Source organism: Anaeropeptidivorans aminofermentans, assembly GCF_940670685.1.
In the GTDB taxonomy this organism is placed as follows: domain Bacteria; phylum Bacillota; class Clostridia; order Lachnospirales; family UBA5962; genus Anaeropeptidivorans; species Anaeropeptidivorans aminofermentans.
In genome coordinates this window covers 2,214,742-2,238,714 of sequence record NZ_OW711693.1, presented here as the reverse complement: position 1 = coordinate 2,238,714, position 23,973 = coordinate 2,214,742, and the positions used below count along the sequence as shown (strand labels likewise).

24 protein-coding genes are annotated in these 23,973 nt (G+C 37.4%); 22 read left to right on the top strand and 2 right to left on the bottom strand.

Annotated features, from left to right (window positions below):
- Window positions 1-29 precede the first annotated feature (29 nt).
- The 9 genes from NBX03_RS09400 (at window position 30) to NBX03_RS09360 (ending at window position 8,757) form a co-directional block, all read left to right on the top strand.
- Window positions 30-1,940: a V-type ATP synthase subunit I gene (locus NBX03_RS09400; RefSeq protein ID WP_250227524.1), complete on the top strand. Its 1,911-nt coding sequence runs from the start codon at window positions 30-32 to the stop codon at window positions 1,938-1,940.
- A 343-nt stretch (window positions 1,941-2,283) separates the two neighbouring features.
- Window positions 2,284-2,706, top strand: a complete 423-nt coding sequence (locus tag NBX03_RS09395) for an ATP synthase subunit C (protein ID WP_250227523.1) — start codon at window positions 2,284-2,286, stop codon at window positions 2,704-2,706.
- 6 nt (window positions 2,707-2,712) lie between these two features.
- Complete coding sequence (locus NBX03_RS09390) at window positions 2,713-3,021, top strand: V-type ATP synthase subunit F (RefSeq protein WP_250227522.1); 309 nt, start codon at window positions 2,713-2,715, stop codon at window positions 3,019-3,021.
- Between the two features lie 14 nt (window positions 3,022-3,035).
- Window positions 3,036-3,620 (top strand): V-type ATP synthase subunit E, encoded by a 585-nt coding sequence (locus tag NBX03_RS09385; RefSeq protein ID WP_250227521.1) that lies wholly within the window; start codon window positions 3,036-3,038, stop codon window positions 3,618-3,620.
- A gap of 77 nt (window positions 3,621-3,697) precedes the next feature.
- Window positions 3,698-5,461 (top strand): V-type ATP synthase subunit A, encoded by a 1,764-nt coding sequence (locus NBX03_RS09380; RefSeq protein WP_250227520.1) that lies wholly within the window; start codon window positions 3,698-3,700, stop codon window positions 5,459-5,461.
- A gap of 12 nt (window positions 5,462-5,473) precedes the next feature.
- Window positions 5,474-6,874 carry a V-type ATP synthase subunit B gene (locus NBX03_RS09375; RefSeq protein ID WP_250227519.1) on the top strand — a complete coding sequence of 467 codons (1,401 nt, stop codon included), beginning with the start codon at window positions 5,474-5,476 and terminating at the stop codon, window positions 6,872-6,874.
- Between the two features lie 14 nt (window positions 6,875-6,888).
- Window positions 6,889-7,503 (top strand): V-type ATP synthase subunit D, encoded by a 615-nt coding sequence (locus NBX03_RS09370; protein WP_250227518.1) that lies wholly within the window; start codon window positions 6,889-6,891, stop codon window positions 7,501-7,503.
- 350 nt (window positions 7,504-7,853) lie between these two features.
- The gene (locus tag NBX03_RS09365; protein WP_250227517.1) at window positions 7,854-8,396 is read left to right on the top strand and encodes an NADH peroxidase; all 543 of its coding nucleotides are present in this window, start codon (window positions 7,854-7,856) and stop codon (window positions 8,394-8,396) included.
- A gap of 169 nt (window positions 8,397-8,565) precedes the next feature.
- On the top strand, window positions 8,566-8,757 hold the full coding sequence (locus tag NBX03_RS09360) for a hypothetical protein (protein ID WP_250227516.1): 192 nt from the start codon (window positions 8,566-8,568) through the stop codon (window positions 8,755-8,757).
- Between the two features lie 216 nt (window positions 8,758-8,973).
- Here NBX03_RS09360 and NBX03_RS09355 read toward each other — a convergent pair whose 3' ends face one another.
- A complete protein-coding gene (locus NBX03_RS09355; protein ID WP_330638320.1) occupies window positions 8,974-9,396 on the bottom strand; it encodes a flavodoxin in 423 nt (140 codons plus the stop codon).
- A 198-nt stretch (window positions 9,397-9,594) separates the two neighbouring features.
- The gene (locus NBX03_RS09350) at window positions 9,595-10,092 is read right to left on the bottom strand and encodes a DUF3793 family protein (protein WP_323373281.1); all 498 of its coding nucleotides are present in this window, start codon (window positions 10,090-10,092) and stop codon (window positions 9,595-9,597) included.
- Between the two features lie 442 nt (window positions 10,093-10,534).
- On the opposite strand from NBX03_RS09350, the gene NBX03_RS09345 reads away from it, so the two are divergent.
- The 13 genes from NBX03_RS09345 (at window position 10,535) to NBX03_RS09285 (ending at window position 23,949) form a co-directional block, all read left to right on the top strand.
- A complete protein-coding gene (locus NBX03_RS09345) occupies window positions 10,535-11,836 on the top strand; it encodes a M18 family aminopeptidase (RefSeq protein ID WP_250227515.1) in 1,302 nt (433 codons plus the stop codon).
- Window positions 11,837-12,103: 267 nt separating this feature from the next.
- Entirely contained in the window at window positions 12,104-13,009 is a 906-nt protein-coding gene (locus NBX03_RS09340; RefSeq protein ID WP_250227514.1) for a DUF368 domain-containing protein, read from the top strand.
- Window positions 13,010-13,018: 9 nt separating this feature from the next.
- The gene (prmA, locus tag NBX03_RS09335) at window positions 13,019-13,990 is read left to right on the top strand and encodes a 50S ribosomal protein L11 methyltransferase (protein WP_250227513.1); all 972 of its coding nucleotides are present in this window, start codon (window positions 13,019-13,021) and stop codon (window positions 13,988-13,990) included.
- 2 nt (window positions 13,991-13,992) lie between these two features.
- The gene (locus NBX03_RS09330; protein WP_250227512.1) at window positions 13,993-14,724 is read left to right on the top strand and encodes a 16S rRNA (uracil(1498)-N(3))-methyltransferase; all 732 of its coding nucleotides are present in this window, start codon (window positions 13,993-13,995) and stop codon (window positions 14,722-14,724) included.
- Window positions 14,724-15,869: a cysteine desulfurase family protein gene (locus NBX03_RS09325; RefSeq protein ID WP_250227511.1), complete on the top strand. Its 1,146-nt coding sequence runs from the start codon at window positions 14,724-14,726 to the stop codon at window positions 15,867-15,869. The genes NBX03_RS09330 and NBX03_RS09325 overlap by 1 nt, the downstream gene beginning before the upstream one ends.
- Before the next feature lie 17 nt (window positions 15,870-15,886).
- Entirely contained in the window at window positions 15,887-17,068 is a 1,182-nt protein-coding gene (gene thiI / locus NBX03_RS09320; RefSeq protein ID WP_250227510.1) for a tRNA uracil 4-sulfurtransferase ThiI, read from the top strand.
- 251 nt (window positions 17,069-17,319) lie between these two features.
- Complete coding sequence (locus NBX03_RS09315; RefSeq protein WP_250227509.1) at window positions 17,320-18,147, top strand: divergent polysaccharide deacetylase family protein; 828 nt, start codon at window positions 17,320-17,322, stop codon at window positions 18,145-18,147.
- A 383-nt stretch (window positions 18,148-18,530) separates the two neighbouring features.
- Window positions 18,531-18,668, top strand: coding sequence for a hypothetical protein (locus tag NBX03_RS09310; protein ID WP_250227508.1), 138 nt, complete (start codon window positions 18,531-18,533; stop codon window positions 18,666-18,668).
- 476 nt (window positions 18,669-19,144) lie between these two features.
- Window positions 19,145-21,430, top strand: coding sequence for a methyl-accepting chemotaxis protein (locus NBX03_RS09305; RefSeq protein ID WP_250227507.1), 2,286 nt, complete (start codon window positions 19,145-19,147; stop codon window positions 21,428-21,430).
- 266 nt (window positions 21,431-21,696) lie between these two features.
- Complete coding sequence (locus tag NBX03_RS09300; RefSeq protein ID WP_250227506.1) at window positions 21,697-22,179, top strand: LURP-one-related/scramblase family protein; 483 nt, start codon at window positions 21,697-21,699, stop codon at window positions 22,177-22,179.
- Window positions 22,180-22,345: 166 nt separating this feature from the next.
- The gene (locus tag NBX03_RS09295; protein ID WP_250227505.1) at window positions 22,346-22,714 is read left to right on the top strand and encodes a DUF134 domain-containing protein; all 369 of its coding nucleotides are present in this window, start codon (window positions 22,346-22,348) and stop codon (window positions 22,712-22,714) included.
- Entirely contained in the window at window positions 22,707-23,543 is an 837-nt protein-coding gene (locus NBX03_RS09290) for an Mrp/NBP35 family ATP-binding protein (RefSeq protein ID WP_250227504.1), read from the top strand. The genes NBX03_RS09295 and NBX03_RS09290 overlap by 8 nt, the downstream gene beginning before the upstream one ends.
- A gap of 1 nt (window position 23,544) precedes the next feature.
- The gene (locus NBX03_RS09285) at window positions 23,545-23,949 is read left to right on the top strand and encodes a NifB/NifX family molybdenum-iron cluster-binding protein (RefSeq protein ID WP_250227503.1); all 405 of its coding nucleotides are present in this window, start codon (window positions 23,545-23,547) and stop codon (window positions 23,947-23,949) included.
- The last annotated feature ends 24 nt before the right edge of the window (window positions 23,950-23,973 follow it).

Genomic DNA, 23,973 nt, shown 5'->3' with positions numbered 1-23,973 from the left:
GGATAATATAACAGAGGAGGTGGGGCAAGTTGATAGAAAAAATGAAATACGTTAACATTATGGGCGGCATGAACGATATTGACAGAGTAATTGAAAACTATATTTCCAATTATGAAATACAATTGGAATATACCTTAAAAGAAGTTGTAAATACTTCAAGGCTTGAGCCTTGTTATGAACAAAACCCCTATTCAAAGTATTTGGAAAAGGCAGAGAAATTTGCAAACATCATAGGCATGGAGAAAGATCACGCTGCTAAAAGCATGGAAAAGGAAGCAGCGCTTGAAATTCTCAATAAGGTCTCAGAGTTTTTTGATAAAAGAGATGAAAGCCTTAAAGAGCTTGAACAAAGAACCGAAAAGCTTTCCATACTTCAGGAGGACCTTGAGCCTTTTAAGGAAATGGATTTCAACATAAATAATCTAAGGGATTTTCGATTCATTAAATATAGATTTGGCAGAATGCCCATCGGAAATTTTAAACAGTTTGAATCCTATGTATATTCCCAAAAGGATATTTTATTTGTCGAGGGCAAAAGAACAGAAAATCATATTTACGGAGCTTATTTTGTTCCTATTACCTCTAAGGATAGAATAGACACGCTTTTATCTTCTCTTAATTTTGAGAGGACTCATATTCCTTTTGAAATTGAGAATATGGAAATCAATGCTACCCCCTATGGAGCTTATGAAATGCTTTCTGCAAAGATAAAGCAACTAAAAGAGGAAATATCAAAGCAGCAGGGCGAGACCATTTTTGCTCTGGGTATTAATAAGCAGGACATTATAGATGCTTATTGTACGATTAAAGACCTTTTCCAAAACTATGAAATAAGAAAATACGCTGCTAAAATGCACAACGGTTTTTATATTTTTGTAGGATGGATGCCTGAAAAGCAGGCAAATAAATTATCAGAAGTTTTAAATGATGACAGGAAAGTAATATTTATAATAGAAGACGAGGCCGGCTCGGTTCGCTCTATCCCCCCTACAAAACTTGCAAATTTCAGCTTGTTTAAACCCTTTGAATTTTTTGTAAGAACATATGGCGTGCCTAAATATACGGAAATGGACCCTACGCCTTTTGTAGCAATAACATATTTTTTCCTTTTTGGAATGATGTTTGGCGATTTAGGGCAGGGTGCAGTATTAAGCCTTTTAGGCCTTTACCTTTATAAGAGCAAAAAACTTGAACTTGGGGCAATTATGGGGCTTATCGGTCTAAGCTCTATGTTTTTCGGCCTTATGTACGGAAGCGTATTCGGAATAGAACATCTGATTCCTGCGCTATGGATGCGGCCTTTTGAAAATATGATGGACATACTCGTAATAGCTGTTGGCTTGGGCGTTGGACTTATTTTTATAGCTATGATATTTAATATGATTAATGCTATAAAAGAAAAAGACCTGCCGAGGCTTCTTTTAGGGCCAAATGGCCTTACAGGGCTGATTTTTTACGGCGCAGTTATCGGAATTGTAATTTCCTTTGTAAGAGGGGCAACAACAATAGCTACATGGCTTATTGTATTATTTATAGTAATACCCCTGATACTTATCGCCTTTAGAGAGCCTATCGGAGATTTTCTTAAAAAGAAAAAAAGGGAGTCTGCCCACGGCAGTGGGCCTATGTTCCTTCTTGAAACGGTAATTGAGCTTTTTGAGGTTCTCCTTACTTATTTTACAAATACAGTTTCTTTTGTAAGGGTAGGGGCCTTCGCTTTAAGCCATGCGGGAATGATGAGCGTAGTGCTTTTAATGGCTGAAAATGGCGCTGGGAATTATAACCTTTTTGTAATGATTTTAGGCAATATCCTGGTTATGGGTATGGAAGGCCTTGTTGTTGGAATTCAGGTATTAAGAATTGAATTCTATGAACTTTTCAGCAGATATTATGAAGGCGGCGGAAGAGAATTTAAAGCAACTTCAAAAAATAATATTTAGGGTGTTTCTGAAAATGCCAAACTCCAGTCTGTTTTGTCGTAAGAACGTGACTTTATCGTCGAAAAAAGAGTTTTTGCTTTGTAAAATACCATAAGATTAAAGTTACTGTTTACAATATTTTAATCCAGACCGGTTTTTTTCTGGTTCCAATCCTTAAAGTATACCGTGCTGTTTTGATGTTCTGCGCCAAAACCTTAGTTCTGCCTTTGAACCTGAGTGCTGCAGGAAAGAGGCATACTATTTCAGTTTTTTTCAAATTGACGTTTGCTGACAAAATATCCATTGGTTTTCCCATCTTCGGAAACTACTGATAATACACATTGATTAATAAGGAGAGAATAGTATGGTTGTTAAAATTTTATTTGTACTTTTGATTTTAAGCATAACAATTCCTTTCGGAGCTTATTTTATAGGAAAAAGAGAACAATCTAATTTTAAAATGTCTCTTTTAACAAATGTAATTTCTTTCTTCGGTATACTTGTTTTTTCTACTGTATATATGTTTTCAACAAGCGCACTTGCAGCTGAAACTACAGCTACAGCAGCATCAAGCGTTCAGGGAATGGCATATTTAGCTGCGGCTTTGGTTACAGGCCTTTGTACCATAGGCACAGGTATTGCAACAGGTCAGGCCGCCGCCGCCGCTTTAGGTGCGTTATCCGAAAATGAGAAAATCATGGGTAAGGCTCTTATATTCGTTGCTTTGGCAGAAGGTATCGCTATTTATGGTCTTTTGATTTCCTTTACTATCCTTGGCAGGGTGTGATAATAAATGAGAATGTTTTTAATCAGCGATAATGTTGATACGAGAACAGGCATGCGGCTTGTAGGCGTAGACGGCGTTGTCGTACATGAAAAAGAGGGGCTTAAAGAAGAGATAAATAAAGTCATGAATCAGAAGGATATCGGTATCTTGCTTATTAATGAGAAGCTTGCAGGCCAGTTTCCTGATATGATTGACGAAATTAAGCTTACGCGGAAGCTCCCCTTAGTAGTTATTATTCCCGATAGGCACGGAACGGGAAGAAATGCTGATTTTATTTCTGAATATATAAGAAAAGCCATAGGTGTTAAACTATAAAATAGGTGATAGGTATGAATGTAAAGGAAAAGATAGAAGCTTTCGGAAAAATTGTTGAGAAGGAAGCGGAAGAACAGCGCATAAAGATATTAAAAGAGATAGAAGAAAAGATTAAAATAGGCTATAGAGAAAAGGTTAACGAAGCAAAAGCCGTATGGGATAAGAAAACAAAAGCCGAAGCCTATAAGGTTGAGATGCAGGAAAACAAAGAATTAATAGTTTATGAAAGCGAATCTAAGAAAAAGCTTATGGCAAAAAGACGGGATATTATTGAAAGCGTATTTTCAAGAGTACAAACCGAGCTTTATCAATATCGCAGCACTCCTGAATACATCTCTTATTTGGCTGAAAATATAAAAAGCGTAATGGATACGGACCCTGATAGTATCATTTATTTAATTAAAGAAGATATGAAGCTTGCTCCCGAGATCAATGCAAAGCTTAACGCTAATTTATCCTACAAAGAATCGGAAGAAAACTTCATAGGCGGATTTAAAGCTTATTCAAACAGGAAAAACATTGTCATAGATAACAGTTTTTTAACTAAGCTTAATGCAGAAAAAGAAAAGTTTAACCCATTTACAAGCATCGAACCTTAAAGAATTATTTGTGGAATAACTTTTATTTGATTTTAAGTTAATTCACTATACATCAGAAGTATAAGGAGGGTTTAACGATGGTAAAATCAGGAACTATATACGGCGTTAATTCATCCATAATAACGGTTAAGGATTATACAGGCTTTGTAATGGGAGAAACTGTTATGGTGGGCGAAGAAAGGCTTATTGGAGAAGTTATCCGTATAGATAAAGATAGGACCATAATACAGGTGTTTGAACAAACTACGGGGTTAAAAGGCGGAGAGGAAGTATTAAGCTCAGGAGAGCCTCTTTCCGTAACCCTTGCCCCGGGAATTATAAGTAATATTTTTGACGGAATAGAGCGCCCTTTAAAAGTTCTGGAAGAAAAATCAGGTTCTTTCATATCAAGGGGCGTAGATGTTGAAAGCCTTGACACGGAGAAGCTTTGGGATACAAAGATACTCGTAAAATCAGGAGATATTTTAAAGCCCGGAGATATTATTGCAGAGGTCAAAGAAACAAGCCTTATTACCAATAAAATTATGATTCCTCCCGATGTTTCAGGCAAGGCTATAGCCGTTGTGCCTGACGGAGAATATACAATCAATACGCCTCTTATAGTATTGGAAGATGTAAACGGCAATAAAAGAGAAATTACTATGACCCAAAGATGGCCCATAAGAATACCAAGGCCCGTAAACAGAAGGCTTCAGGTTTCAAGGCCCTTGATTACAGGTCAAAGGGTAATCGATACTCTTTTCCCTATTGCTAAAGGCGGAACTGCCGCTATTCCCGGAGGATTCGGAACGGGAAAAACCATGACTCAGCATCAGCTTGCAAAATGGAGCGATGCCGACATTATCGTTTATATCGGCTGCGGCGAGCGCGGAAATGAAATGACACAGGTTCTTGAGGACTTTTCAGGCCTTAAAGACCCGAAAAGCGGCAACCCTCTTATGGACAGAACCGTTTTAATTGCAAATACGTCAAATATGCCTGTTGCCGCCCGTGAAGCAAGTATTTATACAGGTATCACCATTGCGGAATACTATAGGGATATGGGATATGACGTTGCTATTATGGCGGACTCTACAAGCCGTTGGGCAGAAGCTTTAAGAGAGCTTTCGGGCCGTCTTGAAGAAATGCCGGCGGAAGAAGGTTTCCCTGCGTATCTTGCTTCAAGACTTGCAGGTTTTTATGAAAGGGCCGGAAGCTTTGAAAATTTAAATGAAACCTCAGGTTCCGTAAGCATTATCGGCGCCGTATCACCTCAGGGCGGCGATTTTTCCGAGCCCGTTACTCAAAACACAAAGCGTTTTGTAAGAACTTTTTGGACTTTGGATAAAAGCCTCGCTTATGCAAGACATTTTCCGGCAATCCAGTGGCTTACATCTTACAGTGAATATTTAACAGACTTAACCCCATGGTATGAAGAAAACGTAAGCGAATATTTTATAGACCATAGAAAAGAAATCATAAAGCTTCTGAACGAAGAATCAGAGCTTATGGAAATCGTTAAATTAATCGGCTCCGACGTTCTTCCAGACAGTCAGAAGCTTGTTTTGGAAATTGCCAAGGTTGTAAGGCTCGGATTTGTTCAGCAGAATGCCTATCATGTTTTTGATACTTATGTTCCATTCCAAAAGCAGATGAAAATGATGGAAATTATCCTTTATCTTTATAAGAAGTCAAAGCTTTTGATTGATATGAACATCCCTATGAGCGTTTTAATTAAGGAGCCTATATTTGAAAAAGTTATTTCCATAAAATATAATGTAGGAAACGACGAACCGGAGAAGCTTGACGGGTATTTTAAAGAAATAGACGAATTTTATGACCATGTTTATAAAAATTACTAAGGGGGAGCTTAAATGCAAATAGAATATTTGGGTTTATCGGAAATTAACGGCTCCTTTGTTGTTCTGGAAAATATAGAGGGCATAGGATATGAAGAATTAGTTAAATTTAAAATAGGCGGAAAGCAGAAAACAGGCCGTGTTCTTGAAATCGACGGTAATAAGGCCGTGGTTCAGGTTTTTGAAGGAACGGACGATTTTTCTCTTTCAAATACATCTGCCGTATTTACAGGTAAGCCTATGGAAATAAGACTTTCTGAAGAAATCCTTGGAAGAATATTTGACGGCGCTGGAAGGCCTATAGACGGCCTTGGGGAAATATATCCCGAAAAATATGCCGATGTAAACGGTAAGCCTATTAATCCCGTATCCAGAGTATACCCGAGAAACTTCATTCAAACAGGGGTTTCTTCCATAGATGGACTTGCTACATTAATCAGAGGCCAGAAGCTTCCCATATTTTCAGGAAACGGTCTTCCTCACGACCAGCTTGCGGCTCAGATTGTACGGCAAGCATCTTTGGGGGAGGGAAACGATGAAAAGTTTGCCATCGTTTTTGCCGCCATGGGCGTAAAGCATGACGTTGCAGACTTTTTCAGAAGAGAATTTGAAAATTCCGGAGCCATAGGCAGAGCGGTAATGTTTCTGAATCTTGCCAATGACCCCGTTGTTGAAAGAATTATAACCCCAAGAGCTGCCCTTACAGTTGCAGAATATCTCGCTTATGAAAAGGATATGAACGTTCTCGTAGTTTTGACGGATATGACCTCATATGCTGAGGCTCTTAGAGAAATTTCTTCTTCAAAGGGCGAGATACCAAGCCGTAAAGGCTATCCCGGCTATCTTTATTCAGAGCTTGCTTCATTATATGAAAGGGCAGGTATCGTGGCAGGCTCCAAGGGCTCCGTCACGCAGGTTCCCATTCTTACTATGCCTAATGATGACATTACCCATCCTGTCCCAGACCTTACAGGCTATATTACGGAAGGCCAGATTGTTCTTGAAAGAAGCCTTTACCAGAAGGGCATAAACCCTCCTGTGAATGTACTTCCTTCTCTTTCGAGACTTATGAAAGATGGTATCGGTGAAGGGTATACAAGAGAAGACCACCCGGACCTTGCAAACCAGATATTCTCATCTTATGCTCATGTAAATGATGTAAGAGCCCTTGCTTCTGTTATTGGTGAAGATGAGCTTTCAAGCCTTGATAAGGCATATATGGAATTTGGTAAAATTTTCGAGGCCAGATATTTAAATCAAGGCCCTTATGAAAACAGGTCCATTATGGAAACAATTAATCTTGGCTGGGAGATACTAGGTTATCTTCCTAAAGTAGAGCTTGACAGAGTACGTACGGAATATCTTGATAAATATTATGTTCCTCATGGCAAGCAAAAAGACGAAGAGGACAAGTAAGGAAAGGTGATTTTATGCAGACAAATACATTTCCTACAAAGGGCAATTTAATTGCCGCAAAAAATACCTTGCGCCTTTCAAAACAGGGCTATGAGCTTATGGATAAAAAGCGCAACGTCCTTATTCGTGAAATAATGGAGCTTAATGAAAAGGCCAATCAAATACAGTATGAAATCGATACAATTTTTACAGAAGCCTATAAAGCACTTCAAAGTGCAAATATCAGCATGGGTATCTCAAGAGTTGAGCGATTCAGTTATGGTATTCCTCTTGAAGGAAGCATTAACGTAAGAAATAGAAGTATCATGGGAGTAGAAATTCCAATGGTTACTTATGAGGACAATCCTGATGAGACCCCAAGCTTCGGCTTTGGCAATACTACAGCTGCTCTTGATGAGGCTTATATTAAGTTTAAAAGAGTAAAGGAACTTACAGTTAAGCTTTCTATGGTTGAGAATGCAGCCTACCGGCTTGCCGTAAGCATTAAAAAGACTCAAAAAAGAGCCAATGCGTTAAAGAATATAACCATTCCCAGATATGAAAACCTTGTTAAAACCATTCAAGATACGCTCGAAGAAAGAGAAAGAGATGAATTTACAAGGCTTAAAGTAATAAAAAATATGCGCTAAATTTAATTCAGCCAAATAATATTATATTATTTGGCCTTTTTATTTTTCTTTACGGTAGTAAGAAAAACCTATTTCCGTAAACGGCTTAAATATAAAAGAAGCACTTATATTAAGTCATTTGTAGTCAACAAAGCTGAAAATATTAAGGGAACATTCATCTAGCTTCACTGCAAGCATTTTCAGATTCACTGAATATATACGGTTTTTGTTACTGTGACTAAATTATATAAATAAAAAACAGTATTTTTTACCCTAGAACTCTAAAATATGTTAGCCTTGACTTTTGTGTTTACGGTGGTATAATTATTATCTGTTGATAAATATTATACATAATAAATGGGGGAAGATTGATGAAAAAATTTGTTTGTGCAATTTGCGGTTATGTACATGAAGGCGAGGAATCAGCTGAAAAATGCCCGCAGTGCGGAGCGCCTAAAAGTAAATTCAGCGAGATGACAGGAGAGCTTGTGTTTGCCGACGAACATAGAATTGGTGTAGCACAGGGCTGTGATCCTGAAATCGTTGAGGGGCTTCGTCAGAATTTCATGGGTGAATGCACAGAAGTTGGTATGTATCTTGCTATGAGCCGTCAGGCAGATAGGGAAGGTTATCCTGAGGTTGCCGAAGCATATAAAAGAATAGCGTGGGAAGAAGCAGAGCATGCTGCTAAATTTGCAGAGCTTTTAGGAGAAGTGGTAGACGTATCTACAAAGAAAAATCTTGAAATGCGACTTATTGCAGAGCACGGCGCTACAGCAGGCAAAAAAGAAATCGCCACAAAGGCGAAACAGCTTAATTACGATGCCATTCATGATACTGTGCATGAAATGTGCAAGGATGAAGCTAGGCACGGTATGGTATTTAAGGGTTTATTAGATAGATATTTTAAATAAAATAAATACTTTAGTAGATTAAGAGCAGAGGTTTTTCATCTGCTCTTTTATTAATACAAAAAAGTACTTTACTTAAAGAGCAGGCATGTGGTTCAAAAAACTCTGATAACAATGTGAACGCTACAAATCCAGAATATAAAAAAGGAACTTTGACCATAGATTTACTTCTATGTCTTTAAACAAACATGTTAACAATATGCTTATTGACGAAGCATTTAAAAAATTATTTGTTTCAAGCTTAAAAAGAGAGCTTGACGAAAGAGAAAAGGAAATTATTGATTCTATTAAGGATAAGCTTAATGCTTATGCCGAAACGCCCATGAGGTTATCCCTATATAACTCCCTCTCCCGGAGGCGATGAGGTTATGAAGGATTTTGACAAAGGATAAATCGGTGCTAAGCAGGCGGCTGAAAAATTATACAATGCTGCAAATACCGCCCTTATGGAATAATATCTAAAAAAAGGAACCGATATATCGATTCCTTTTTGAAAGAAATACATTGTGGAATTATATATTCTTTTTCCTATATAAAAGTAAAATGGCCGTAAGGCTATTCTATATAGCGGAAATAAAAATTATTTAGCTAATTTTTCTCCCAATTCTTTGCAAAGAGCTTCTCCCTTTGCATCGGGCATTTCATTTATAATAAGAGGTTCTTCAAGGAGAGTCGCACCGTTATTTTTTACTCTTTCTGCCCAATCTCTCATCCATTCACCGTCTCCCCAGCCGTAGGAACCGAAAAGACCTATTTTTTTACCGGAAATCTTGCTGTCAAGGCTTTCCATGAAAGGCTCAAATTCGCTTTCTTCAAGAACTTCGCTTCCCATTGAAGGACAGCCTAATATTGCTACGTCGGCATTTAATACGTCTTCTGTACTTGCCTCTGAAACATTTTTAAGAGATACGCTTGCGCCTGCTGATTTTGCGCCTTCAGCTATGCATTCTGCCATTTTTTCAGTGTTTCCGGTGCCGCTCCAGTAAATAATAGATATATTCATTATTAAACCCTCTTTCTTGAAATTTATATTAATGAGAGCTCGATGAAATTTTTATTCCATCAAACTTATGAAACTATTCGTACAATTTGCAGAAAAACACTGCAATGCATACACCTAAAGGTATGCTTAAAGTTTTATACTCATAATGTGAAAAGTTCGCTGGCCTTCACCAAGGGGTTCGGCTTCGCCGAACTCACGTTATATTAAAGCCAATGTTAGTGTACGCATTGCGTTTTCTTTGGCTTTATCTATTTCATCAAACACCCTTAAAGCATGGTTTTTATTGTGATATACTTTCCAATACTTACAGGCAATATAATTTTTCCCCTTGTTTTCTATAAAACCATACACGTCTTTCAGAGGATAACCGAGAAAAAGGCCGATTTCATGGGGAAAATCATAAACATTATATCTTTTTGAAAGATGATTCAGATATTCTTCTAAAGAAACATCTTTAGGATACCCAATATGAATTAAAAACTTTTGTATTCTTTTATTATTAAGCTTCTTTTCCAATAAACTCTTTTTATAGAAGAGGAGCGTTAGTATTTTTTCTTCTTCCTTTAGAATTTTAAAGGAGATATCAAGGTCTTCTAAAATGAAGTCCTTGTTTTCGTTCCATAAGTTTATATCTTCGAAGCTTATAATATTGTATATTACCGAGGGTGTAATACCCTCTCTCGTAGAAGCCGTTATGTAAAAAAGAGACCTTATAAGCTTATTAAGCCTATCGTTTTCTACGGAATATAAAATTTTAGCAGTAATAAAATCACTCCCCTAATATTAAAATGAAATAAGGGCAATTGAGTTAGCATTTACTAACACTGACACATAGTATACCATAATAAAGGAATGTTAGCAAGATATAACAAAAATAAATATTTAAAATTATATTAAAATCTTAGGATGCTCCCAGATTGCTTATAAGGGTCTTTATAATAAATAAACTTCATTTTTAAGCTTATTTATTATAAATTTCAGTAAAACTTATTAAATTTTAAAGCAAAAAACCTACTGTAAAGTTTAATAAGTATATATATGGAATATAGTATTTAACAGTGTTATAATGTATAGGTGTGCGGTACAGACCGTAAAATGAAACGACTATTTATTATAAATACTTATTTAGGAGGATAAAATGGATAATTTAAAAATAAAAGCGCAAGAGCTTATTGATTTTATTTATGAGAGTCCTACATCATATCATGCTGTTGAAAGCCTGAAAAAAAGGCTTGAAGAAGCAGATTATAAAGAGCTTAACCCTTCACAGGAATGGAATATAGAAAAAGGCGGAAAATATTATACTGTTTCAGGGCAATCCGCCCTTATTGCCTTTAAGGCCGGAACAGGAAGCCTTAAAGAAGACGGCTTTAGAATTATAGGTGCCCATACAGACAGTCCCTGCTTTAAAATAAAGCCCGTTAATCAAATTATTGCTGAAAAAACCTATGTTAAACTGAATACAGAAGTTTACGGCGGACCCATCCTTTCAAGTTGGTTTGACAGGCCCCTTGCCCTTGCCGGAAAAGTTGTTTTGAAAAACGGTAATATTTTTAAGCCTGAAGAACGTATTATTAATATCAACCGCCCGTTAATGGTAATACCTAATTTAGCAATTCATTTTAACAGAGAAGTGAACGACGGCTATAAAATCAATCCTCAGGTGGATACTTTGCCTCTTCTTGCCCTTATTGAAAATCAATTAGAGGAGAAAAACTATCTTCTTGAGCTTTTAAGCAAAGAGCTTGGAAAGAGTGAAGAGGATATTATAGATTTTGAACTTTTCCTCTATGAATATGAAAAAGGGAAAATAATAGGGCTTAATGAAGAATTTATGTCTTCACCGAGGCTTGACGACCTTTGGATGGTTCATGCAGGGCTTAAAGGTCTTTTGGCTTCCTCCGAAAATAAAGCAACCCAGGTTCTCGTATGCATAGACCATGAGGAAATAGGCAGCCAGACGGCCCAAGGGGCAGACTCTATGTTTGTGCTGAATATTCTTAAAAGAATAAATATCGCCCTTTCAGGAAGTGAAGAGGATTTTTACAGAGCATTGACTTTTTCCTTAGCATTAAGCAGTGACCTTGCTCATGGCGTACACCCGAATTATCTTGATAAACATGACCCTACCAACCGCCCTGTATTAGGAAAAGGCCCTGTCCTTAAATACTCTGCTAAGCAAAAATACATAACGACGGCTTATTCCGCTTCTGTTTTTGCCCAATGCTGTGAGAAGGCAGGCGTTCCTTTACAAAAATATGCCAATCGTTCCGATGTATTAGGCGGCTCTACCATAGCCAAGTTTATTGCGGCAAATCTCTGCATAGACGTTGTTGATATAGGAACGCCTATATTCGGTATGCATTCTGTAAGAGAGCTTGGGGCTATTAAAGATAATGATTATGTTGAAAGGGTATTTACAGAATTTTATTCGGCATAATTGCTAAAATGAATCCGGGGGCAGTAGAATTGACTCTATTGCCTTTGGGAAGCTTTATTTTTCATTAACGGGTATGGTAAATAAACTTAAATATACAGCCGGAGCACTTAAAAAAGCTCTTGTCAATTTACTTTTATTCTATTTTATACTGAGCGGTATTTGCACAGCCGGAATAAAAATAAATTGACAATATAATGCTTTATATATTTTTTGAAGCTCTGAAAATTTAGGTTTATTTACAAATACGATATAGTTGGGAGCTTTTCAATGAATTTAGTAAATGCAATCAAGGGCTTTTTTATAGGTATAGCCCTTGTAATACCCGGTCTTTCAGGCAGTATATTTGCAGTTGTCGTAGGCCTTTACGAAGGAATACTTGAAGCGGTAAACAATATATCAAAGGATTTTAAAAGTTCCGTTAAATTTCTTATGCCGATTGCCGTAGGTGCGGTTGTCGGAATACTTGCTTCAACAAAGGCAATACTTTGGGTATGCCAGGAATATCCCGTATGGTCCTATTTGTTTTTTATAGGTCTTGTGGCAGGCTCAGTACCTTTGGTGCTTAAAAAGATAAACCTTATAAAGTTCAATCCCCTTTATTTGCTTATAACTGTAGGCTCTTTCATAGCAATATTATATATTACGGCCCTTGGAAACACAGGCGGCAGTACGTCTTATATAGCAATTGAGAGGCTTAATAGCCCAGGGGACTTTTTTACTATGGTATTTGCAGGTGTATTTTCCGTATCCTTAATGGCTATCCCCGGGGTAAGCGGAAGCGTTATGCTGATGGTAATAAACCAGTATGGAACCGTTTATAATGCCGTAGGTACTTGTCTTGACCTTGTTTCTTATTTAATTAAGGGCAATATGGCAATGGCACAGGAGTCCTTTTTTACGGTTCTTCTTGTATTGCCGTTTTTAATAGGCGCAATAGGCGGTTTTGTTTTCATAGCCAAAATAATGGGCTATCTTTTAAAGCACTTTGAAGCACAGGTATATTACGGTGTTGCCGGCGTAGTGCTTGCCGCTGTGGTTACCCTTGCAGGAGACGGCGTTGTTAAAAACTTAAATACCTTAAGTTTTGCCGGAAATACGCCTTTAATTTTAGTATTGGGTACGGCCTTTGTGGTAGTAGGATTTTTATGTACTGTATTTTTAGATAAACCTTAGGAGAATTTTATGGATTGGATAGAAACTTATATTTATACCTCATCGGAAGGAACAGAGGCCGTCTGTGCCCTTTTAATGGAAAATGGCGTAAACGGCATGCAGATACAAGACGATGAGGAAATGCTTAATTTTATAGAGGAAAACCCCTTCCACTGGGATTATGTTGATGAGGAGCTTTCCAATAAGGAAAAAGGCGAGGTTTATGTAGTATTTTACCTTCCTAAAACGCCTGAGGGCTTTGAGGTTCTTGCAAATATAAAATCGGGGATTCAGAATTTGCTTGCTATGGACGTGCCTTTTGACCTTGGAAGGCTTTATGTGGAAAGCAAAAATGTATCCGAAGAGGACTGGATAGATAATTGGAAAAAATACTACAAACCCTTTAAAATAGGCGAGAAAATAGTAATTAAGCCCGACTGGGAAAAATATGAGCCGAAAGAAGGCGAAAAGGTATTACATATTAACCCCGGTAATCTTTTTGGAACAGGCCTTCATCAGACCACAAGGCTTTGTATAGAACAGCTTGAAAAATATGTAGATGCAAATTCCGAAATCGTCGATTTAGGCTGCGGAACAGGCATACTTTCCATCATAGGCCTGATGCTTGGAGGAAAATCTGCCTATGCTGCCGATATGGAGCTTAACGTAAAAGAAGTCGTTTCAGAAAATGCCCTTAAAAATAATATTGATATGGACCGCTATCTTATTCGGCAGGGAAATGTTCTTAAAGATAAAAATCTCATTGACGAAATAAAGGGAAAGACATTTAATTTAGCAGTAGTCAATATTGTAGCCGATGTTATTATAGCGCTTTCTCCTTTTATCATGGATATTTTATCGAAAGGCGGTATCTTTATCGCTTCCGGAATAATAGACGAAAGATTGGAAGACGTTAAAGAAGCTCTTAAGCATACAGGTTTTAAAATAAAAGATATTATCGATAAAGACGGCTGGGTCTGTGTAGTTTCTGCAAAGGAGTAATTATGCCGCGATTTTTCATTTCTTCGGAAAGCGTAGAGGACGGAAGCTTTACACCCTTTCCAGACGATATAAAGCATATAGTCAATGTCCTTAGAATGAAAGAAGGAGAGCTTTTGACCCTCTGTGACAGCAAGGGCTTTGATTATAAATGCAGGATAAAAGATATTTCAAAAAACAGTATAAGTCTTGAGCTTATTTCAAAAAATAAGAGTGTTTCGGAACCGGAGGTAAAAATAACTTTATATCAGGGAATCCCAAAACAGGATAAAATGGAGTTAATTATACAGAAGGCTGTAGAGCTTGGCATCTATAGAATCGTTCCTGTGGATACTGAAAGAGCTATCGTAAGCTTAAAAGGAAAAGAAGATAAGAAAATATCCCGATGGCAGAAAATCGCAGAATCCGCCTCAAAACAGTCCGGCAGAGGAATCGTGCCTGAAATAGCTCAGGTGATGACCTTTAAAGAAGCGGTTTCAGAAGCTTCTAAAGAACGATTAAGCTTCATACCCTATGAGCTGGAAGAAGAAAAATTGCTTTCCAATATCATAAGAGGATTTTCAGGAGAAAGCATGTCTTATTTTATAGGGCCTGAAGGGGGATTTTCCGAAAAGGAAGTCGAGCTTGCAAGAGAACATGAAATTATCCCTGTAAGCCTTGGAAAAAGAATATTACGGACGGAAACGGCGGGGCTTGCAGTACTTTCCGCCATCATGTATGAACTGGGAGAATTATAATGAAAGAAGTATATTTTGACAACGCCTCTACCACCAAGGTATCCCCGGAGGTAAAAGAGGCACTGATGCAGTCTTTAGAAGAATCTTACGCAAATCCTTCATCTTACCATAAGCTTGGCTTTGAGTCGGAAAAAAGGCTGCGGGCTTCTGCCGAGGAAATCAGCGGAAGGCTTAAAATTAATTATGAAAATCTATATTTTACTGCCAACGGCACTCAAAGCAATAATATAGCTATATTAGGAACTTATGAAGCCAGAAAGAGAACCCACAATAGATATATTACCACTGCCATAGAACACCCTGCCGTTTTGGAAAGCTTTAAAGTTCTTGAAGAAAAGGGTGCGGAAGTTATCTATCTTTCTCCCGATGAAGAGGGGAAGTTAAATTTTAACGACCTTGAAAATGCCCTTACGGAAGATACGGCATTAGTAAGCATTATGCATGTAAATAATGAAATCGGAAGCATAAACAATATAAATGAAATCGGCAAACTCATCAAGAAAAAAACCAATGCTTATTTCCATGTAGACGGCGTTCAGGGGTTTGGAAAAATCCCTCTAAGCCTTGAAAATGTGGACATGCTTTCTGTAAGCGGCCATAAAATTCATTCCATGAAGGGTGTAGGGGCCTTATATGTAAATCATAAAGTAAGGCTAAAGCCTATTATATTCGGCGGAGGCCAGCAGAAAGGCCTTGTTTCGGGCACTGAAAATTTGAATTCTATCATAGCCCTTGCCGAAGGCGCAAAAGAAGCCTTCGAGAAAATGGACGAAAATTATGCTCATGTTTTGAAAATTAAAAACAGCCTTCTTGAAATAAAAAATAGTTTACAAGATGTTTATGTAAACGGCAGCCTTGAAAATACAAGCCCTTATATATTAAATTTAAGCTTTTTAAACGTAAAAGCCGAAGTGCTTCTTCATGCCCTTGCAGAAGACGGGATATATGTGTCTTCCGGATCGGCCTGTGCAAGCAATTCAAAAGAAAGCAAAAATGTTATAGCAAAGCTTGGCTATGGCAAGGAAAGGCATTCTTCTGCCGTACGCTTTAGCTTCTCCAAATATAATACTTTGGAAGAATCGGAATATTGCAAGGAAGCCATTTGCAAGCATGTGAACATACTTAGACGATATGTGAAGAAATAAATAGGACAGAGGTATCTATGAAAAGAGGTCTTTTAGTAAAATACGGTGAAATCGCCATCAGAGGAAAAAACAGATATATATTTGAAAATCAGCTTATTAAGGCCATTAGAAAAAATATCGACGATTTAGGCGATTATTATATCAATAAAGAAAACGGCCGGTTCTTTGTGTTTAATAAAGCCGGAGACATTGATATGGAAAAGGCCATCGAAAGAATAAGCTGTATTTTCGGCATCATTGGTCTTTGCCCCTGTATTGTTGGGGAAGAAAAGACCATAGAATCAGTAGAGAAAATGGTTTTTGACTATTTTGAGGAAAACTACGGTGATTTAAATAAAGAAATTACCTTTAAGGTGGAAACGAAAAGGGCAGATAAGAAATTCCCTCTTCTCTCCAATGACGTTTCCATATTAATGGGGGAAAAGCTGATTGAAAAATATCCTTTTTTAAAGGTTGATCTTCATAAGCCCCAGATGAAAATACATATAGAAATCAGAAACTCCGTATATGTATATTCCAAAATTATCAAAGGGGTAGGGGGCCTTCCCCAAGGGTCGTCAGGAAAGGGCGTTCTTCTGCTTTCCGGGGGAATCGACAGCCCTGTAGCCGGATACCTTATGGAAAAAAGAGGTGTTGATTTGGAAGGGGTATATTTTCATTCTCCTCCTTATACCTCCGAAAGAGCCAAGGAAAAGGTTGTAGACCTTGCCAAAAGGCTTTCTCATTTTACGGGAGGAAAAAGGCTTAATATCATCCCTTTTACGGATATACAGCTTTATTTATACGACCATGTGCCGCCGGAAAAGCTTACGTTGCTTCTAAAAAGGATTATGCTTAGAATCGGCGAAAAAATAGCCCTCAAAATAGGCGGCTATGCCATTGTAACCGGCGACAGCGTAGGGCAGGTTGCATCCCAGACCTTAAGGAGCATCAGAGCCATGGAATCAGCCGTAACCCTTCCCATATTAAGGCCTCTTGCAGGCTTTGACAAGCAGGAAATTGTAGATATAGCCCAGCAAATCGGAACATTTGATATTTCCATAAGGCCCTATGAAGACTGCTGCACAATTTTTGTTGCCAAACACCCGGAAACAAAACCCAAAGCGAATATCATAGAAAGCATTGAAAGAAACATTTTAGAAGATCTTGAACCTATGATAGACGAGGCTATAGAAAAGATGGAAATAATGGATTTATAAAATTTTGCACTGTCTTTTTATGAATAATGGAATATGGAAAAAGCCGTCCTTAATATATATTATGGACGGCTTTTTAAATTTATAGTAAATTTAAAGTTAAACAGCAGCAAAGCCGTATATTCACGAAGGCTCAAAAATGTACCGTTTCCAAAGGAAATCCGTGTTTTTGGGCCTGATGGGAATAGGTTTTTGCTGCTTCTTTATATGAAATTTACTATACTATAAGTATATATAATTAAGGCGGTGGATATATGAAAATATTTGTGTTTAACGGGCCTAAAGCTATAAACGGTTTCTTTACATTTATATTTGCGTTTATAATTTTATATTTCGGTTTTTTTTCTGAAATAAAAGCTGTGACCGTATCAAGCGAACCAATGAAAACTACTTATCTTGCAATCATTATTGACGATTTTGGAAACGATACCGACGGAACAAAGGAATTTATGTATATGGACGCTCCCTTTACAGGAGCAGTTATGCCATCTATGCCCCATTCTTACGAAGAGGGAAAGCAGCTTTATGAAAATAATAAAGACGTTATACTGCATCTTCCCATGGAGCCTGTAAACGGAAAAAGGTCATGGCTTCCCGATAAAGCCATATTATCTCAATCTACGGAAGACGAAGCAAAGGAAGTAGTCCATTTTGGACTTGATGAAATACGCTACTGCGTAGGCATCAATAACCATATGGGGTCTAAGGTAATGGAAGATGAGAAACTTTTAAGGGCAGTGCTTGAAGTTGCAAAGGAAAAGAATCTTGTATTTGTTGATTCAGGAACCACCAATAAGTCCAAGGCCAGAGATATAGGAGAGGAAATGGGTATTACGGTACTGCAAAGAGACATATTCCTTGATGGAACAAAAGATGTTTCCAAAATAGAGAAAAATCTTAAAAAGGCCGCTAATATAGCCATGAAAAAAGGCTATGCCGTAGCCATAGGCCACGTTGGGCAGGAAGGCGGGAAGGCCACAGCCTCGGCAATAAAAAATACCATGCCCTATTTTGAAGAAAACAATGTCCAGCTGATAACCATATCAGAACTTATAAAAATTATACAGGAAGGCTTGATATAACTAAAGTTTAATAGTAAATAGTTAATAAAAGTGCAAAATACTTGTTAACGGTAAAGAGACACTCATTTGAAAACACTTTACAATTTTCTGCTTGTATAATTTTTATCTTTGCTTTATATACATGCAACAATTCCCAAGCTTTCAATATACTGAAATAAGAACTTGTTTCTTATGGTTATAGTAAAATGGTTTAATTACAGTAACAAAAAGCGTATATTTTGAAGGGCTTAATATAAGCTTTTCTATTATATTAAGCCGTTTATGAAAAATAGGTTTTTGTTCCTGCCTTAAAGCTATTTTACTATATACTGATTAAACTTAAAAACAATCCTTTTGCTTTTAAGTTCATAAGTTTTCCTTTAGTATAGGCAAGGAGTGAGGGCATGTGTAAAAGATTATGGGGTACGATACTTTTTTCAATAGGATTTGGTATGTTTCTTGTGCTTATATTCGGGGCTTTGGCTTATGTAGTAGCGGCAGCTCTTATGATTTGCGGGCTGTATATGCTTTTCATGTGCTAGCACTATTAGATGACGAATATGAAAATATATTATGGAGGACCGCTCTTAAACATGTTTTAAAATGAGCAAATGAATAGGTATTTCCCATAAAAGGCGGAATAAACTAAATTTGCTTTTTTAAAACATGCAGGAGCGGTCATTCATATGCTTAAATAATTTATGCAAAAGGACTTATATAAAAGGAGAAAATTAAACATTTTATCATATAAATTAATTAATATTTCCTGGGTATTTTAGCAATATAAAAAATTAGAATGACTTTATCTAAAAGCCCTATACATTTTGTTGTAAAGATATTTACTTTAATTTGCATAAGATATGCTTTATTGATATACTTTATGATGTTGGCAGTTTTATCTATTTAAAACGCTCTGAAATTCCGAATATATTAATAGAGCCATATACTCCTGATGGCTATATTTGGAAAGACATTTTAAAGATAAACAAAAATTCATACAAAAGAGGCGAACAGGATAATGAGAAAATTATCAAAAATTAAGTCTGTAAAGAGTAAAATACGAGGCCTTACTTCAGGGATAGTTATTCTTTTAATTGTTTCTCAGTTGGTTCTATCCTTGGTGATGATAAGACGGCTTGTTTCAGAAACAGAAAAGTCGGCTTTGGAGAATTATGACAAAGGGCTTATCAATAGCTCTCAAATTGCAATGAGTATAGCTGAATATAATTATGCACAGTATCAAAACGGGCAAATATCCGAAAATCAAATGAAAGAAGCCATAAAAAATGAGATTATATCCATGCGGTTTAACGATGGCAACGGATATTTATGGATAGATGATTCAGAGGGTGTATGTGTTGCGCATCCTGTTACAGAAAACACTGGGCAGGAAAGGATTAACAATCAAGATGCAAACGGTGTTTATTATATTCAGGAAATTATTAAAGCCGGTGATTCGGGAGAGGGATTTTCAGAATACAGCTTTCCCAAAATAGACAGCGGAGACGTTGCCTATGCAAAGAGGGCATACACACAGAAATTTGAGCCTTTAGGCTGGTACATAAGCACAGGAGACTATATTGATGATATAGAAGCCAGAGTAAGCGTTACAAGAGAAATGGGAAGCAATATATTTATAGCTTTAGCTGTTGTAATAATTGCTTTGGGATTTTTCTTTGTATTTATTTTTTCAAAGTTTACAGATGTGTTTACTGTTCCTTTGGAACGAATTGATAATCAAATTCAGAAGTTTTCTGCCGGTGAGCCTGATCTTATGGATAATATAAGAAACATGAAGGTCGGCACCAAAGAATTTATAGGGCTTAAAGAAAGCGCCTTTAAGCTTTCGGAAATACTGATGAAATTAACATCTGAGCTTAAGGCAATTGCTGAGGAGCATAAAGCCGGAAATACTAATGCCTTTATGAATATAGACGAATATGAAGGTATGTTTAAAGAGGTAGCAATCGGTGTCAATGAAATGCTTGGGGCATATATTACCGATAATAAAGAGCTTTTAAGAGGGTTAAGGTCTATCAGTGCCGGAGATTTTAACGCTGAGATAAGGCAGTTCTCCGGTTACAGAGGGGCCGCCAATAAGATTATTGATGAGCTTAGAGGAAGGCTTAAAAACATATCTTCTCAAATAAATTATTTAATTGAAAGTGCAAGCGAAGGGGATCTTTCCGTAAGGGCCGATATTGCGGATAATAAAGGGGATTGGAAACATCTTCTTGAAGGCCTTAATAATCTTATGGAAGGCTTCCAGAAGCCGGTTGACGATCTTATGATTAGCCTTAACAATATGGCTAAGGGCAAGCTGGATTCTTATATTGAAACCGAGTACAGCGGAGTTTTCGATGATATGAAGTATGCGGCAAATAATATGTCAAAAGAAATTTCCTCTTATATATCGGAAATTTCCGGCCTTTTGAATGAAATGGCTCACAATTATAATTACAGCAATACCATAACAAGAGAATATTTAGGTGATTTTGAAGCCATAAGAATCTCCATAAACGACATGGTAAACGGAATGAGCGAAATGCTTTCTACTATGAGAGATTCTTCTCATCATATGCTTTCGGGAAATAACCAGGTATCCGAGTCCGCAGCCCAGCTTTCCATGGGGGCAGATACACAGATACAGTCAATTAATAGCCTTGCTGAGGCCATATCCAGTATGGATGAAAGCATCATAAACAATACGGAAAGCACAAGAGAAGCGACGAAGCTTGTTGCTGAAAGCCAGTTTCATGCCAAGGAAGGCGGAAGAAGAATGGGTCTTCTGCTTGACGCCGTAACAGAAGTCGAAACTTACTCAAAGAAAATGAATGAAATTATGAAAACATTAAACGATATCGCCTTCCAAACAAATCTTCTTGCGCTGAATGCTGCCGTTGAAGCATCCAGGGCAGGGCAATACGGCAAGGGATTTACAGTGGTTGCGGAGGAGGTTAGAAATCTTTCCGTAAAAAGCAAAGAATCTGCCGATGAAACTACAGGGCTTATAGAAAACTCCCTTAAAAAGATACAGGAAAGCGTTAAATTTGCAGGGCAGACAAGCCAGTCCTTTAATATAATTGCAAATGATATAGATAAGGTTACGGATATTGTTGAAAAAGTAGCCGAGGTTTCTGAAAAACAGGTGTCCGGTGTTGAAATTATAAGAAACAGCATAAATAATATTGTTGACGTATCTCAGAATAACGCCGCCATGTCTGAAGAGCTTGCTGCCGCTACGGAAGAGCTTTCAAGCCAAAATGCGGTTCTCAACAATTTAATAGATAAATATGTAATTTAATGAAATTTAGATTTATTTCATAAATCTTGAGTATCACTCCCTAAGACAAGGCGCCTTTTAACTCATTTGCCCTGTTCTCTGGGAGTGTGCTTTTTTATCATATAGAATTTACTTTTATTTTACTATGGATATTTGGCTCAAAAAGGCTTAAAATAAAGTAAAAGTAATTGATAACCATAGTGCTTCGTAACAATTTAAGTATAAACGCTAAAACGCAGGACATTATGGTTCTGCGTTTTTATAAAAATGCTATAAGGAGGTCATAGATGAAACTTTATATAAACCAAAGGGTTTTTTCCATAGGAGATAAATATGATGTTTACAATGAAAACGATGAGGCCGTGTTGCAGGTTGAAAGCGAGATCTTTACAATAGGAGCCAGAATACATATTTTAGATGCTTCTGGAAATGAAATTTATTATATAAAGCAGAAGCTTAAGCTTTTTCTTGCAGAATATGAAATTTATTCCGGCGATAACCTTTTAGCAAATGTGATACAGGAGTTCTCCTTCTTTAATAAAAACATAAGTATAGAAAGCGTATATGGAAGCTATCGGATTGAAGGCGATTTATTCGGAATGGATTTTGATATCATAAAAGACGGAAGGCTTTTCGGTTCTGTTTCAAAGAAATGGTTAAGCTTTGGAGATTCTTATGAGCTTTATATCCCCGATGAGGCGGATTATGCCTTTTTTGCTGCTCTTGTTATAGCCATAGATAATTGTATTCATAATGAAAACAGAGGTTGACTTCAACCGGTTTATTTTTAAAATAAAAAAATCTGCACTGAAGCGATGACTTTTTATGCTTAGGCAGATTTTATTTTTATGAGGTTATTGACATATGTCAGATATAGTGATATATTTGACTTGATTTATGACATATATTGGTAATGAATTTCAGAGGGGGGATATTATGCCAAGGCCAAAGAAAAGGAGGCGTGTATGTTGTTTGCCGAGTAGTTGTAGCTTTGGGCCTCTCGATTTAAAGACAGAGGGTAAGGAGCAAATCCTGATGACACTTGACGAGTTTGAAACCATAAGGCTGATAGATCTTGAAGGGTTGAATCAGGAAGAATGTGCTGAAAAAATAGACGTTGCCCGGACAACGGTTCAGAGCATTTATAACAGTGCCCGTAAAAAGCTTGCAGAATGTCTTGTTAAAGGGAAAGAGCTTACAATAAGCGGCGGAGATTATATTCTCTACTGTGGGGAAAAATGCGGCTGTGGCTGCAGACACTGCCACAGAAGAAAATGCTATTCAGGAGATGAATTTAATGAGTGAAAACTGTACAAGGGATTGTTCCTCATGCGGCAGCGAATGCGCCGAACGCAGAAATCCCAAGAGTGATTTTATTGAAAAGCCTCATGAACTTAGCAATATTAAAAAAGTCATAGGTATCGTAAGCGGAAAGGGAGGCGTAGGAAAATCTTTAGTAACGTCTTTACTTGCTGTGCTTTCAAGCAGGGAAGGTTATGCTACTGCCATACTCGACGCAGATATTACAGGGCCTTCCATCCCCAAGTTATTCGGCCTTCATGATAAAGTTTACGGCAACGAATCCTGCTTTTATCCCATAAAAACAAAAACCGGTATTTCTGTAATGTCCTTGAACCTTCTTACAGAAAGGGAAACGGACCCTGTGGTATGGAGAGGGCCTATTATAGGCGGAATGGTAAAACAATTCTGGACAGACGTAGTATGGGGGGATATCGATTATATGTTTATAGATATGCCGCCGGGTACGGGAGACGTTCCGCTTACCGTATTTCAGTCTATACCCGTTGACGGAATCATCATTGTTATGTCCCCTCAGGAGCTTGTAGGCATGATTGCAGAAAAAGCTTTAAATATGGCAAGAATAATGAACATACCTGTTTTAGGGCTTGTAGAAAATATGAGCTATTTTGTTTGCCCTGATTGCGGTAAGCAGTACAATATTTTTGGAGAAAGTAAAATAGAAGAAATATCTAAAAGGTTTTCCATTGAAAATAAAGCACGGATACCTATAGACCCAAGACTTTCTGCCGCCTCAGATAAAGGTATGATAGAGCTTTTCGAGGGGGGCTGGCTTGATGATATGATGAATATGCTTGAAAGGAAGGTAAATTAAAATGAGAATTGCCACGACTTATGAAAAGGGTGAAATTTTTCAGCATTTCGGTCATACAGAAAGATTTAAGATATATGATATTGAAAATGGAAAAGTAACATTAGCAACTGTTGTAAATACCAATGGAAGCGGGCATGGAGCTTTGGCAGATATTCTTAAAAAGCTTGAAGTAGAAGAATTAATATGCGGTGGAATAGGAGCTGGGGCAAAAAGAGCACTTTCAGAGGCCGGAATAACTTTTTATGGCGGAGTATCAGGAAATGCCGATGAGGCGGTAGAAGATTTGCTTAAAGGGAGCCTTAAATATGATCCTGAAGCCGCCTGTACAAACCATGGAGAACATCATCATGATAAAAACGATGGAGCTTCCTGCAAAGAGCATAGCTGTGGAGACTCTGAACATTAAATTTTTATAGACAAACCGGAGGCT